The 12807-nt window shown below is 67.4% G+C and carries 13 protein-coding genes; 8 read left to right on the forward strand and 5 right to left on the reverse strand.

The genetic code is table 11. The features are described 5' to 3' along the window. Window positions 1-155 precede the first annotated feature (155 nt). Together NM1_RS22935 and NM1_RS22940 are read right to left on the reverse strand one after the other, a co-directional pair. Entirely contained in the window at window positions 156-602 is a 447-nt protein-coding gene (locus tag NM1_RS22935; protein ID WP_068023315.1) for a MarR family winged helix-turn-helix transcriptional regulator, read from the reverse strand. Beyond that, window positions 599-2305, reverse strand: coding sequence for an MFS transporter (locus tag NM1_RS22940; RefSeq protein ID WP_246011343.1), 1707 nt, complete (start codon window positions 2303-2305; stop codon window positions 599-601). The genes NM1_RS22935 and NM1_RS22940 overlap by 4 nt, the downstream gene beginning before the upstream one ends. Window positions 2306-2554: 249 nt before the next feature. On the opposite strand from NM1_RS22940, the gene NM1_RS22945 reads away from it, so the two are divergent. After that, on the forward strand, window positions 2555-3472 hold the full coding sequence (locus NM1_RS22945) for an LLM class flavin-dependent oxidoreductase (protein ID WP_068023320.1): 918 nt from the start codon (window positions 2555-2557) through the stop codon (window positions 3470-3472). Window positions 3473-3491: 19 nt separating this feature from the next. On the opposite strand, the gene NM1_RS22950 is transcribed toward NM1_RS22945, so the two are convergent. Further along, window positions 3492-4373, reverse strand: a complete 882-nt coding sequence (locus tag NM1_RS22950) for a LysR family transcriptional regulator (RefSeq protein ID WP_246011321.1) — start codon at window positions 4371-4373, stop codon at window positions 3492-3494. Between the two features lie 116 nt (window positions 4374-4489). Between NM1_RS22950 and NM1_RS22955 the strand changes: the two genes are divergently transcribed. The 5 genes from NM1_RS22955 (at window position 4490) to NM1_RS22975 (ending at window position 9592) form a co-directional block, all read left to right on the forward strand. Next, entirely contained in the window at window positions 4490-5932 is a 1443-nt protein-coding gene (locus NM1_RS22955) for a form I ribulose bisphosphate carboxylase large subunit (protein WP_068023653.1), read from the forward strand. A 16-nt stretch (window positions 5933-5948) separates the two neighbouring features. Continuing rightward, entirely contained in the window at window positions 5949-6371 is a 423-nt protein-coding gene (locus NM1_RS22960; protein WP_068023323.1) for a ribulose bisphosphate carboxylase small subunit, read from the forward strand. Between the two features lie 175 nt (window positions 6372-6546). Next, window positions 6547-7587: an AAA family ATPase gene (locus tag NM1_RS22965; RefSeq protein ID WP_084519935.1), complete on the forward strand. Its 1041-nt coding sequence runs from the start codon at window positions 6547-6549 to the stop codon at window positions 7585-7587. A gap of 2 nt (window positions 7588-7589) precedes the next feature. Further along, window positions 7590-8666 (forward strand): class 1 fructose-bisphosphatase, encoded by a 1077-nt coding sequence (locus tag NM1_RS22970; RefSeq protein ID WP_068023326.1) that lies wholly within the window; start codon window positions 7590-7592, stop codon window positions 8664-8666. A gap of 47 nt (window positions 8667-8713) precedes the next feature. Beyond that, the gene (locus NM1_RS22975) at window positions 8714-9592 is read left to right on the forward strand and encodes a phosphoribulokinase (RefSeq protein WP_068023329.1); all 879 of its coding nucleotides are present in this window, start codon (window positions 8714-8716) and stop codon (window positions 9590-9592) included. Between the two features lie 4 nt (window positions 9593-9596). Here the strand turns inward: NM1_RS22975 and NM1_RS22980 are convergent, their stop codons facing one another. Further along, window positions 9597-10331, reverse strand: coding sequence for a YoaK family protein (locus NM1_RS22980; RefSeq protein ID WP_068023332.1), 735 nt, complete (start codon window positions 10329-10331; stop codon window positions 9597-9599). A gap of 241 nt (window positions 10332-10572) precedes the next feature. On the opposite strand from NM1_RS22980, the gene NM1_RS22985 reads away from it, so the two are divergent. Next, on the forward strand, window positions 10573-11031 hold the full coding sequence (locus tag NM1_RS22985; RefSeq protein WP_068023335.1) for an Hsp20/alpha crystallin family protein: 459 nt from the start codon (window positions 10573-10575) through the stop codon (window positions 11029-11031). A gap of 186 nt (window positions 11032-11217) precedes the next feature. After that, entirely contained in the window at window positions 11218-12327 is a 1110-nt protein-coding gene (locus tag NM1_RS22990) for a winged helix DNA-binding domain-containing protein (RefSeq protein ID WP_246011323.1), read from the forward strand. A gap of 83 nt (window positions 12328-12410) precedes the next feature. Here the strand turns inward: NM1_RS22990 and NM1_RS22995 are convergent, their stop codons facing one another. Further along, window positions 12411-12758 (reverse strand): hypothetical protein, encoded by a 348-nt coding sequence (locus NM1_RS22995; protein WP_068023340.1) that lies wholly within the window; start codon window positions 12756-12758, stop codon window positions 12411-12413. Window positions 12759-12807: the final 49 nt, after the last annotated feature.

The following is a 12807-nucleotide window of genomic DNA, read 5'->3' on the forward strand; positions in this document are numbered from 1 at the left end:
GCCGCGCTGCAAGAAGGGTCTCCGGGAGCTCGAACCTCCGGCCCACAACATTGTGAGCAACCCAGATCTTTGTCTGCAGGAAGTGATCTTTTTCTATCAGATATCGGAAATCCGCGCAGCCACAATGGCATCCACGCTCGAGAAAGTGAGGAGTCTTACTCGTCGAGCAGGTCGACCAGTTTGGTCATGGCGGTCGTCAGCGCGGCCCGCTCGTCGGCGTGCAGGTCGTCGAGAGCGTCGGCGAAGCGCTGGATTCGGGCGGAGGTGAGCCCGTTCACGAGCGCGCGAGCGGGCTCGGTGGCCGACAGCAGCTGCGCGCGCCCGTCGACCGGGTCGGCGGTGCGCACGATATAGCCCACCTTCTCCAGGGCCGAGACGATCCGCGACATCGTCGGCGCGGTGACGCGTTCGGCGGCGGCGAGGTCGCCCAGCCGCATCGGGCCGGTGCGGACCAGTGTCGCCAGCGCGGCCGCCGAGCCGGGGCTCAGTGAGCCGAGGTCGCCGGAGCGGCGCAGCAGCCGAGTGATCCGGCCGAGGGCCATGTATAGGTCGGCCGCCTCCGCCAACTGCTCGGCGCTGCGCGCGCGCTCCTGCTGGATCATCCCGTTTTCGCTCCTACGCCGGTCACTGCCGGGTCGGCACTGTGCGTATCGGTAAGTATGCCCGTGCCCTCGCGGTCGGCCTCGGCCAGCTCCGCCTGCTCGTCGACGACGTACTTGTTACCGGCGAACCAGGACGCGATGGCCCCGATCAGCATCATGATCGCCGCGCCGAGGAACACCACCACCAGGCCGGAGTGGAACGGCCCGGAAATCAGGTGCGGGAAGAACTCCTGGCCGGTGAGCACGTCGCCGTGCACGCCGGGCTGATCGAGGGTGCCGCTGGGGCCCAGCAGCTCCTCGAACGGGTTGTAGCCGAGGAAGGTGGCGAACAGGCTGCCCACCGGCGGCATATCCGCCATCTCACCCGCCACCTGCGCCGACACGCCCTGCTCGCGCAGGCCGGAATCCATTGCGCCGGGCAGTGTTCCGGACAGGCCGACGATCATCAGCGAGAAGAAGATGCCGATCGACAGCGCCATGCCGCCGTTCATCAGGGTGGCCCGCATGCCCGAGGCGACGCCGCGCTGCGAGGCCGGCACCGCCGACATCACCTCGGCGGTGTTGGGGGAGGTGAACATGCCCGATCCGAGGCCGTTGAGCAGGATGATCAGGGCGAACAGCCAGTAGTTGAAGTCGACCGGGATCACTACCAGCAGCACGAACGTGACCGCGACCAGTGCCAGGCCGCCCGCGGCGAACGACCGGGCGCCGTACCGGTCGCTGAGCCAGCCCGAGATCGGACCCGCCACCAGGAACCCGACGGTGAGCGGAAGCATGTAGATCCCGGCCCACAGCGGCGTGGACTCGAAATCGAAGCCGTGCAGCGGCAGCCAGATGCCCTGCAGCCAGATGATCAGCATGAACTGCAGGCCGCCGCGTCCGATCGATGCCATCAGCCCGGCCAGATTGCCCAGTCCGAAGGTGCGATTGCGCAAAAGAGACATCTGGAACATCGGCTGGCGCACTTTGGTCTCGATGAAGCAGAACGCCGCCAGCAGGGCGAGGCCGCCGATGACCGCGCCCAGCACCCAGGGGTTGGTCCAGCCGGTCTTGGAGCTGCCGTGTGGCTGGATGCCGTAGGTGATGCCGGTGAGCAGCGCGGTCAGGCCGAGCGCGAAGGTGAGGGTGCCGGGCAGGTCGAGCGAGCCCGGGCTGCGGGTGCCGAAGTCGTGCAGCGACCGGTAGGACCACACCGTGCCGAGGATGCCGATCGGCACGCTCACCCAGAACACGGCCTTCCAGTCCCACTCCGACAGGATGCCGCCGATCAGCAGCCCGAGGAACGAACCGGCCACCGCCGCCACCTGATTGATGCCCAGCGCCACGCCGCGCTGCTTGGCGGGGAAGGCGTCGGTGAGGATCGCGGCGGAGTTGGCCATCAGCATGGCGCCGCCGACGCCCTGGACGATCCGCCAGATGATCAGCCACAGGGCGCCGCCGCCGAGGTCGAACGGATCGAACGACAGCGCGACCGCCGAGACGGTGAACACGACGAAGCCCATGTTGTAGATGCGCACACGGCCGTACATGTCGCCGAGCCGCCCGAACATCACCACCAGTACCGCGGAGGTCAGCAGGAAGCCCATCAGCAGCCACAGCAGGTAGCTGACATTGCCGGGGGAGAGCGGGTTGAGATGGATGCCGCGGAAGATCGCGGGCAGGGAGATGATCACGATCGAGGAGTTGATCGTCACCATCAGCATGCCCAGCGTGGTGTTCGACAGCGCCACCCACTTGTAGCGCGGGTGATCGCGATCCACGCGGAGCCGGCGGCGGATGGTCTGCACGTCGCCGGAGTCGACGCCACCGGCGGGTTGAGCGGAAGCCAAGAGTGTCCTTCCCAGAGGGCAGCAAGCGGATAGAACCTCCCGGTAATATAGTTGTCGCACACTAACTAAATAAATACGGCGGTGGATGGAATTTGTCACACCCGCGCGCAGTTGGTGCCTGACATGCGCTTTGGGATCTCGATACCGCAGTTCCACGCCGATGGGGAGTTCGACCCGGCCGCCTTCCGCACGCATCTGCGGCGGATCGAGGAGCTGGGCTTCGACAGCGGCTGGACGCAGGAGCAGGTGCTGACGCCGACGGGGCTGCCGCAGCTGGGCCCCATCGAGACGATGACCTACGCGGCCGCCTGGACCGAGCGGCTGCGGCTGGGCTGTTCGGTCTTCGTGACCACCCTGCACAACCCCGTCCACCTCGCGAAGGCGCTCAGCAGCCTCGACCAGCTCAGCCGCGGCCGGCTCGAGGTCGGCGTCGGTCACGGCGGGCAGGGCCGGGCGTTCTCGGCCTTCGGCGTCGACCCCGAGGGCACGGTGTCTCGGTTCACCGAGGGCGTCGCGCTGATGCGGGCGCTGTGGACCGAGCCGACCGTCACCTTCGACGGCCGCTTCTGGCAGCTGGAGGACGCGCGGATGGAGCCCAAGCCGTTCCAGAAGCCCACGCCGCCCGTATGGTTCGGCGGCGGCCACCCCAACGCGCTGCGCCGCGCCGTGCGGCTCGGTGACGGATTCTTCGGGGCCGGATCCAGTACCACCGAGAAGTTCACCGATCAGGTGCGCACGGTGCGCGAGATCCTGGCCGAATCCTCCCGCGACCCAGGCGATTTCCGCATCGCCAAGCGGATCTACGTCGCCGTCGACGACAACGCCGAACGCGCCCGCACCCGCATCGCCCAGAGTCTGGAGAAGCTGTACGGCACACCGAATTTTGCCGACGTGGCGGTGGCGGGCACTCCCGCGGACTGCGTCCGCGGCGTCCAGCGGGTCGCCGACGCGGGCGCCGAACTGATCCTGTTCACCCCCATGTTCGACGAGCCCGAACAAACCGAACGCCTTGCCGCCGAGGTGATCCCGCAGCTGAAGTAAGGGGATGCGTGGTCGGCCGCTACTGCTGGTGCGTGCGGAATGCGGCCGCCCCCACTCGGTCCGGATCGGTGAGGTGGGCCAGGAACAGTTTGGCGGCGGGGGTCGGGGTGCGGGTGGTGACGGCGTGCCAGGGGCGGTCGAGGGGGGTGCCGTCGACCGGGGGCAGATCCAAAATGCCTGTGGCTATGTCGGTTTCGACCGCATCGCTGTGAATGAGCGTGATGCCGAGGCCCTCGCGGGCGGCGGCCAGGACGGCGCCGTGGGAACCGAGGGTCAGGGTGGGCGGGCGGATCTGCAGGCGGTCCAGGAGGGCGAGGGTGGTTTCGCGGGTGCCCGAGCCGTGACCGCGCAGGAGCCAGGTGGCCGTCAGGGGATCGGGGCAGTGGCCGGGGGCACCGACCACCACCAGGCGGCTGGGGCGGCGGGCGCGGACGACGAGCCCGGCCTCTCGCGGTGGACGGCCCGCGATCACGAGATCGGTTTCGTGGTGCAGTAATTCGAGGAACAGGATGTCGCGGGGCTGAATCGACAACCCGACCTCGATCTCCGGATAGCGGTCGCGGAAGGACACCAGCGGGCGCAGCAGCACGTACTCGCCCGCGGTGGCGACGACGCCGATGCGCAGCCGCCCCGTCTCGGCGCGGCGCACCGCGGCCTGTGCCTCCTGCATCAAACCCAGGATGCTGCGGCAATATTCGGCGTACACGCGCCCGGCCTCGGTGAGCGCAATTCCGCGTCCGGATTTCGCGATCAGTTTGGCGCCCAGCTGTTTCTCGATGTGTGCGACGGCGGCGGAGGTGGCGGCCTCGGTGATGTGTAGCTGGGCGGCCGCGCGACGGATGCTGTTGTGCCGGGCCACGGCGAGAAAGGTTTCCATGCGAACCGCGCTCACCCTTCCCATCACCAGACGGTAGCAAACTCAACGATTCGGTTGAGCGAGACGAGAAACAATCGAATTGTTCGGTGGGACAGCCCCGGTCATTCTGGATCTGCAGCCCCGGCGAACAGGAGCAACCGATGGCCGACGAATCCACCCGCGACCGCTGGGATCCGGGAGTTCAGTCCTATGCGTCGATGGGATACTACGACGCCGACTACGTGCCGAGCGATACCGATGTGCTGGCGGTGTTCCGGGTGACGCCGCAGCCGGGCGTCGACCCGATCGAGGCCGCCGCCGCGGTGGCGGGCGAATCGTCAACCGCCACATGGACTGTCGTCTGGACCGACCGGCTGACCGCACACGACCGCTACCGCGCCAAGTGCTACCGGGTCGAGGAGGTCCCGGGCCGGGCGGGGGAGTACTTCGCCTACGTCGCCTACGATCTCGATCTTTTCGAGGAGGGCTCGATCACGAATCTGACCTCCTCGGTCATAGGAAATGTCTTCGGATTCAAACCGTTGAAGGCGTTGCGGCTGGAGGATATGCGCATTCCGGTGGCCTACGTCAAGACCTTTCAGGGTCCGCCGCACGGCACGGTGATGGAGCGGGAGTATCTCAACAAGTACGGGCGGCCCCTGCTGGGCGCCACCGTGAAACCGAAACTGGGCCTCTCGGCACGCAACTACGGCCGCGTGGTGTACGAGGCCTGCAAGGGCGGTCTCGATTTCACCAAGGACGACGAGAACATCAACTCGCAACCGTTCATGCGATGGCGGGATCGGTACCTGTTCGCGATGGAGGGCGTCAACCGGGCTGTCGCGGAAACGGGAGAGTTGAAGGGGCATTACCTCAATGTCACCGCGGCCTCGATGGAGGATATGTACGAGCGTGCGGAGTTCGCGAAATCGCTCGGCAGCGTGATCATCATGATGGACCTCACCGTCGGCTACACGGCCATGCAGTCGATGTCGCACTGGGCGCGGCGCAACGGCATGCTGCTGCACCTGCATCGCGCCGGGCATTCGACCTACACGCGGCAGAAGACGCACGGCGTCAGCTTCCGGGTACTGGCCAAGTGGTGCCGGCTCATCGGCGTCGATCACCTGCACGCGGGCACCGTCATCGGCAAACTCGAGGGCGATCCGCACACGGCGCAGGGCTTCTACGACACGTTGCGGGACAACCACATTCCGGCGAATCCGCGCAACGGCATCTTCTTCGACCAGAACTGGGCGAGCCTGCCCGGCGTGATGCCGGTGGCCTCGGGCGGCATCCATGCCGGACAGATGCACCAGCTGCTGGATCTGTTCGGCGACGATGTGGTGCTGCAGTTCGGCGGCGGCACCATCGGGCACCCGATGGGCATCGCCGCGGGCGCGGAGGCCAACCGGGTCGCGCTGGAGGCGGTGGTCAAGGCCCGCAACGAGGGTCGCGATCTGCTGAAGGAGGGGCCGGACGTGCTGCGCCGCGCGGCGGCGGTCTGCGGCCCGCTGGAGGCGGCGCTGACGACCTGGGGAGATGTCACCTTCGAGTACACCTCCACCGATGCCCCCGATGCCGTACCGACCGCCAGCCGCTGAAAGCCGAGGATTCGCCATGTATCTGCGTCAGGGGACGTTCTCCCACCTGCCCGAACTCACCGACGCCGAGATCGGCGCCCAGGTGCGGTACGCGCTGCTGGAGAACTGGCCGGTATCGATCGAGTACACCGACGACCCGCATCCGCGCAATACGTACTGGGAGATGTGGGGCCTGCCGCTGTTCGATCTGGACGAGCCCGACGGCGTGCTCGCCGAGATCAACGCGTGCCGGAATACGTTCCCGCAGCATTACATTCGCGTCAACGCCTACGACGCGAGCTACGGCAGGCAGACCACGGCGCTGAGCTTCCTGGTGCAGCGCCCGCCGGACGAGCCCGGATTCGTGCTGACCCGCACGGAGTCCGACGACCGCCGCCAGCACTACGGATTGCACGCATACGCGACCGAACTGCCTGCCGGGCGCCGCTACGGGGGCTGAGAGTTCGAAAGAGAGCACGGCGGCTGGAGAGTGCGGCGGCTGAGTCCTCGAGTGGAGACGGCGGCCGAGCCCGCCGAGAGGAGATCGGACAGGAGTGGCAGCCGTGGTCCCGGAACGTCGACCGGCACAGGACGATCGAGAACCCGCGCCTGACCGGCGCGCGCCCGGATTCCGCATGTATCGGCCGGGTGATGCGGGCGACGGTGCGCCCGAGCCGCAGCGCAACGGCGCGCCCGAGTCATCGGCGGCGCTCGATGTCGAACCATTGAACGACGATGCGCTGCTGGACCTTTCGGCGGACCTGGCGGGCCGGCGCGTCGAGGACACCCTGGCCCGCCTGGACGCGGAACTGGTCGGCCTGGAGGGCGTCAAGCGCCGCGTCCGCGAGATCGCCGCGCTGCTGCTGGTCGAGCGCGCCCGCGAGCGGTTCGGCCTGGCGGCCGCGCGCCCGACGATGCATATGAGCTTCACCGGCGGTCCGGGCACCGGCAAGACGACGGTGGCGCTGCGCATGGCCGAACTGCTGCACACCCTCGGTTACATCCGGAAACCGAAGGTGCACACGGTGACCCGTGACGACCTGGTGGGCCAGTTCATCGGCCACACCGCGCCCAAGACCAAGGAGGCCCTGGCGAAGGCCGCGGGTGGAGTGCTGTTCATCGACGAGGCGTACTACCTGTTCCGTCCGGAGAACGAGCGCGACTACGGCCAGGAGGTCATCGAAATCCTGTTGCAGGAGATGGAAACCGAGCGGACCAGCCGCGGTGCGCCCGGCGGGCCCGGAGGAGGCAGCTTGCGTAACCACGCAGGGCCCTCGGAAGCATCGCCATCCATTCCAGTGGTGATCTTCGCCGGATACCCGGACCGGATGGAGACGTTCTTCTCCGCGAATCCGGGCCTGTCCTCCCGCGTGGCCCACCACATCGAATTCCCCGACTACACCCACGACGAACTGCGCGCGATCACGGACCTCATGGTGGCCGACCTGCATTTGCGTTTCGACCCGGACGGCGCCGAGGCGTTCGCGAAATATCTCGAACTGCGCATGGCCCGACCGCGTTTCGCCAACGGCCGCAGCGTCCGCAATGCCCTGGACCGCTGCCGGTTGCGGCAGGCCAAGCGTCTGGTCGAGCTGCACCGGCCGCTGGGCAAGGCGGACCTGACCACGCTCACCGCCGCGGATGTGTACGGCAGCAGCGTATTTCGCAGGGAGTAGCAATGCCCGAGGGACTCAAGACGCTCACCCGGTACACGATCGAGCAGGAGCACCGCCATCCCGGATCCTCGGGGGAGTTCTCCGCGCTGTTGAACGTCGTCGCCACGGCGACGAAGATCATCGCCAACCAGGTCACCCGGGGCCGCATCGTCGGATCCCTCGGCGCCCAGCCCGCGGAGAACCTGCCGCCGACGGTGCACCGCCGGCTGGACGCGATCGCCAACGACATCATGGTCGCCGAATCGCAGTGGACCGGACCGCTGTCGGCGCTGCTGTCGGAGCAGATGGACGACTTCCATCGGGTCCCCACCGAGTATCGGCGCGGCAAGTACCTGCTGGCGTTCGACCCGCTCGACGGCTCCTCGAATATCGACGTGAATCTGCCTGTCGGAACGATTTTCAGCGTGCTGCGCGCGCCCGAGGACGACCGTGTTCCGGAGGCCGGGGACTTCCTGCAGCCCGGCGTGAGCCAGGTGTGCGCGGGCTTCACCCTGTACGGCCCGGCCACCATGCTGGTGCTCACCACCGGCAGCGGCGTGGACGGCTTCACCCTGGACCGGGAGATCGGTGCCTTCGTGCTCACCCACCCGCGCCTGCGAATCCCCGAGGACACCTCGGGTTTCGCCATCAACGCCGCCAACGAGCGGTTCTGGGAGCGGCCGGTGCGCCGCTACGTCCACGAATGCCTGGAGGGTGTGGAGGGTCCGCGCGGGCGGGATTTCAATATGCGCTGGGTGGCCTCGCTGGTCGCCGACACGTTCCACATTCTCACCCGTGGCGGGGTCTACCTGTATCCGTACGACACTCGCTTTCCCGAACGGCCGGGCCGGGTTTCGCTGCTGTACGGGGCGAATCCGATCGCGTTCGTGATCGAGCAGGCGGGCGGCTGGGCCACCACCGGCGGGGAGCGGGTGCTCGAGGTCCGGCCGCAGCGGCTGCATCAGCGGGTGCCGCTGATCCTGGGCTCCCGCAACGAGGTGGAGCGGATCGAGCGCTATCACCGCGAACCCGACGAGGGGCCCAGTTTCGACGCCTCGCTGTTCGGCACGCGCTCGCTGTTTCGTCCGGGGCGCCATTGAACGTCGGTGCGCGACACCGAATGTCACCGCAGCACAGTGGAGGTGCGATGTCACTGAAGCATCCCGTGGTCGCCATCACCGGATCCTCCGGCGCCGGGACCACCAGTGTCACCAAGACCTTTCAGGAGATCTTCCGGCGGGAAGGGATCACGGCCGCCATCGTGGAGGGCGACTCCTTCCATCGCTTCGACCGCAACGAGATGAAGCTGGCGATGGCCGAGGCGGAGCAGAACCGCAATCTGCATTTCTCGCATTTCGGCCCGGAGGCGAATCTGCTCGAGGAGCTCGAGAATCTGTTCCGCGACTACGGCGACACCGGCGTCGGGCTGGTGCGGCACTATCTGCACGACGAGGCGGAGGCCAAGCCCTACGGCCAGGATGTGGGCACATTCACGCCGTGGGAGGAGCTGACACCGGGCAGCGATCTGCTGTTCTACGAGGGCCTGCACGGTGCCGCGGTCTCCGGCGGGATCGACGTCGCGCAATACGCCGATCTGCTGGTGGGTGTGGTGCCGATCATCAATCTGGAGTGGATTCAGAAGGTCATTCGCGACAAGACCGACCGCGGATACTCCAGCGAGGCGGTCATCGACACCATTCTGCGGCGCATGCCCGACTACGTGAAGTACATCTGCCCGCAGTTCTCCCGGACCTATGTGAATTTCCAGCGGGTGCCGACGGTGGACACCTCGAATCCGTTCATCGCGCGCACGATTCCGACCGCGGACGAGAGTTTCGTGGTGATCCGTTTCGCGGATCCGAAGGTGATCGACTTCCCGTATCTGCTATCGATGCTGCACGATTCGTTCATGTCGCGGCCGAACTGCATCGTGGTGCCCGGCGGGAAGATGGAGTTGGCGATGCAGCTCATTTTCACCCCGCTGATCCTGCGGCTGATGGACAAGCGGCCCAAACATCCCGTGTAGGGCGTCAGTTGCGGTCGCTCTGCGGCACCTTCACCTCCTCCTCGTGGTCGCGCGCCCAGCGCGGATCGGCGAACCAGGTGTAGGCCGCCACGATGGCCGATCCGATCACCGCGGTATAGAGCATGTCGCCACCGTCGATGACGAGGCTGATCAGGCCGCCGATGACGGCGCCGCCCGCGAAGGAGCCGTATTGCACCGCATATCCGAGCCAGTCGCGGGCGGAGCCGCCGGACAGGTGGCGCTCGATGCCCTGGGCGAGCTTGACCAGGGTGCCGGTGACATACGTGACGGGAATCGAGACCTCGCCGTTCTTCACGAACGAGGTGTTCAGCGCGCCCATGGCGAAGGCGACGAACAGGATCGGGGCCAGGCCCAGATCCTTGTCGCGGTCGGCCAGGATCTGATCGAGGACCGCCGCGATCGCCAGCACGATGGTGGCCAGCATCGTGGCGCCGTGCGGATGGTTGCGCCACCAGTGCCGGCGGCAGACCGAGGCGACGATCACACCGACCGCGAAGCAAACGATCAGCGCCAGCGCGCCGCCCGCCAGGGTGTGGTCGCCCAGGAAGTTGCCGAGGATCGCCCGCTCGGTATTTCCGGTCATGAAGGTGACGAAATATCCGGCAGAATGGGTGTAGGCGGCGGCGCCGACAAAGCCCGCCAGCATGGAGAGCACCGCCGACAGCCGGGTCTCGAGGTTCCAGAACGGTTCGGGGAGATCGGTCGGTTTCGGAGTCACAGCGACAGGCTAGCAACGTATGCGAGTATATGCATGGTTTGGTGGCGCGTCCGACAGTCGATCCTGGTCCATCCCCACCGTTGGCGGCAGCTGCGTCACGGCGAATGCGGTTCTGCGGTCACGGTTTTCGGCCGAGACGCGGGCGTAGCATGGGGTGTGGCGCCGGGATCGCGGCTCCTGCCGACCGGTTGCGGCGGCCTCGACAGCGCAGTCGTCATCAGCTCATGCCCAGGAGAGAACGATGACCATACTTCCTGTTCATCGCCAGCCCCGATCGCTGTTCCCCGACTTCGGACGCTCGCTGCTGACCGATGTCAACGACATGTTCAGCACCGCGTTCGCGCCGCTGGGCGGGTTCGTGCCCTTCCTCGCGCCCCGTCAGCTGCGGATGGAGGATTTCATCGAGGCGGGCCACTATGTGGTGCGGGTGGAGATTCCGGATATCGATCCGGCCCACGACCTGGAGGTGACCGTTCAGCACGGGCACCTGACCATCAAGGCCGAGCGGTCCGAACAGCGCGAGGAGCGCGGCTACTCCGAATTCAGCTACGGCTCGTTCGCGCGCACGGTGTCGCTGCCGGAGGGCGCCCGCGAGGACGAGGTCGAGGCCACCTACGGCCGCGGCATCCTCACGGTCCGCGTCGCACTGGGCGACTCCACGACGACGACCCACCGCGTCGACGTGAAGCACACCGACTGAGCACCCCGGCCCCACCGTCGGTTGCCTGTTCGCCGCATCCTGCGGCAATCGCGATCGGCCGTGATCCGCGGCTGTTGTTCGCCTGCGGTACCGGAGCTGGTGCGGAGCGTCGATCCCCGCTGTCGGTGAGCGGTTCTATCGTGAGCACAGGCCGCGCATCCGTGCGGCATGAGTTCAGGAGGTGCGGTGCGGGCTACGTGGGATCAGGTTTTCGCCTGGCGGATGCGGCGGCAGTTCGTGGATCCCCGCGGGTCCGCCGACGCCGTCGCGGTGTCCCAACGGCTCGGTGGGCTGCAGGCGCAGGTGGCGTCGGCGGCGGAAACGGCTGCGGCACTGCGGCATTCGACCGCCGCACCGGGTGGTGTCGCGGCCGCGCTGGAGGCGGGCTCGCTGGTGAAGACGTGGGCGATGCGCGGCACGCTGCACGCGCTCACTCCGGAATTCGCGCGGGCCGTCCTGCCGCTGGTGTCCTCGGCCCGGACGTGGGAGAAACCGATCTGGCAGCGGAACTTCGGGGCCTCACCGGCGGAGGTGGCGGCGCTGGCCGACGCGGTCCGCGAGGTGCTCGACGGCGCCGTCCTCACGCGGGGCGAACTGGTGGAGGCGCTGCTGGCCGACCCCCGCTTCCACGCGATGGGGGAGCAACTGCGCTCGGGATGGGGTGCGCTGCTGAAACCGCTGGCGTGGCAGGGCGTGCTGTGCCACGGCCCCGCGCGGGGCGCCAACATCACCTTCGCGAGCCCGGCCCATCTCGTCCCCGGCTGGGAGCCACTGACAGACCTGGATGCCGCCGCGGCGCAGGTGATCACCACCTACCTCGGCGCCTACGGCCCGGCCACCCAGGACGCGTTCGGCGCCTGGACCATGCGCGGCGCCTTCGGCAAAACCACTGTGCGCCAATGGTTCGCAAATCTCGGCGACGCCCTCACGGAGGTCGATATCGAGGGCCGCCGCGCCTGGCTCCGCACCGAAGACGCCGACGACCTGGCCGCCACCACCCCCACCGACTCGGTCCGCCTCCTGGGCCCCTTCGACCAGTACATCCTCGGCCCCGGCACCAACGACCCCGCCCTCCTCCCACCCGAACACCGCACCAAGATCAGCCGCACCGCAGGCTGGATCTCCCCCTTGGTCCTCGTCAACGGCCGCATCACCGGCACCTGGGAAACCACCCCCACCAACCTCACCATCACCATGTTCGACGGCAACCCACCCCCACCCCGAGCCCTGAAGTCGGAAGCCGCCGAACTAGCCCGCGCAACCGCCCAGCCCCCGCTGACAATCCACAAATCCTGACCAGGCCCACCCGACCCCACAGGCAATCACCTTCCGCCACCCAGACACTTCACCTGCCGTGCTGCCCCGCATGAGGCGGGACGTCACGGTGCGCCCTCGCTCAGCTCGGGCAATTTTCCGTCGGCCCAGCGCGCGTACGTGCACTCCGGGCTGACTGTGATCACATCGACGACGGCGACCAGTTGGGCCGGGACCGCACCGCCCTCGAAATGGCGTACATCCGGCACGATCACCGCCTCGACCCCGAGGCGAGCGACAATAGTCCGCAATCGGCAGTCAGGTTTGTCGGTGTGCTCACCGAAGGCAATCGTCTTGCGCAAGTTGTACCCCAATCGCTTTGCAAGACTGCGCAATTGCGTCTCGTCCCACTCCTGCCGGGATTTCGAAACATCCCTCCGCAGATACCCGATGGCAGCTGGCGTACCGGTCATTTCCGTTCCTTTCAGGCGTATCAGTCAGGTCTTTCTGTCATCGCGGCGA

This window comes from Nocardia mexicana NBRC 108244 (assembly GCF_001613165.1).
GTDB lineage: Bacteria > Actinomycetota > Actinomycetes > Mycobacteriales > Mycobacteriaceae > Nocardia > Nocardia mexicana.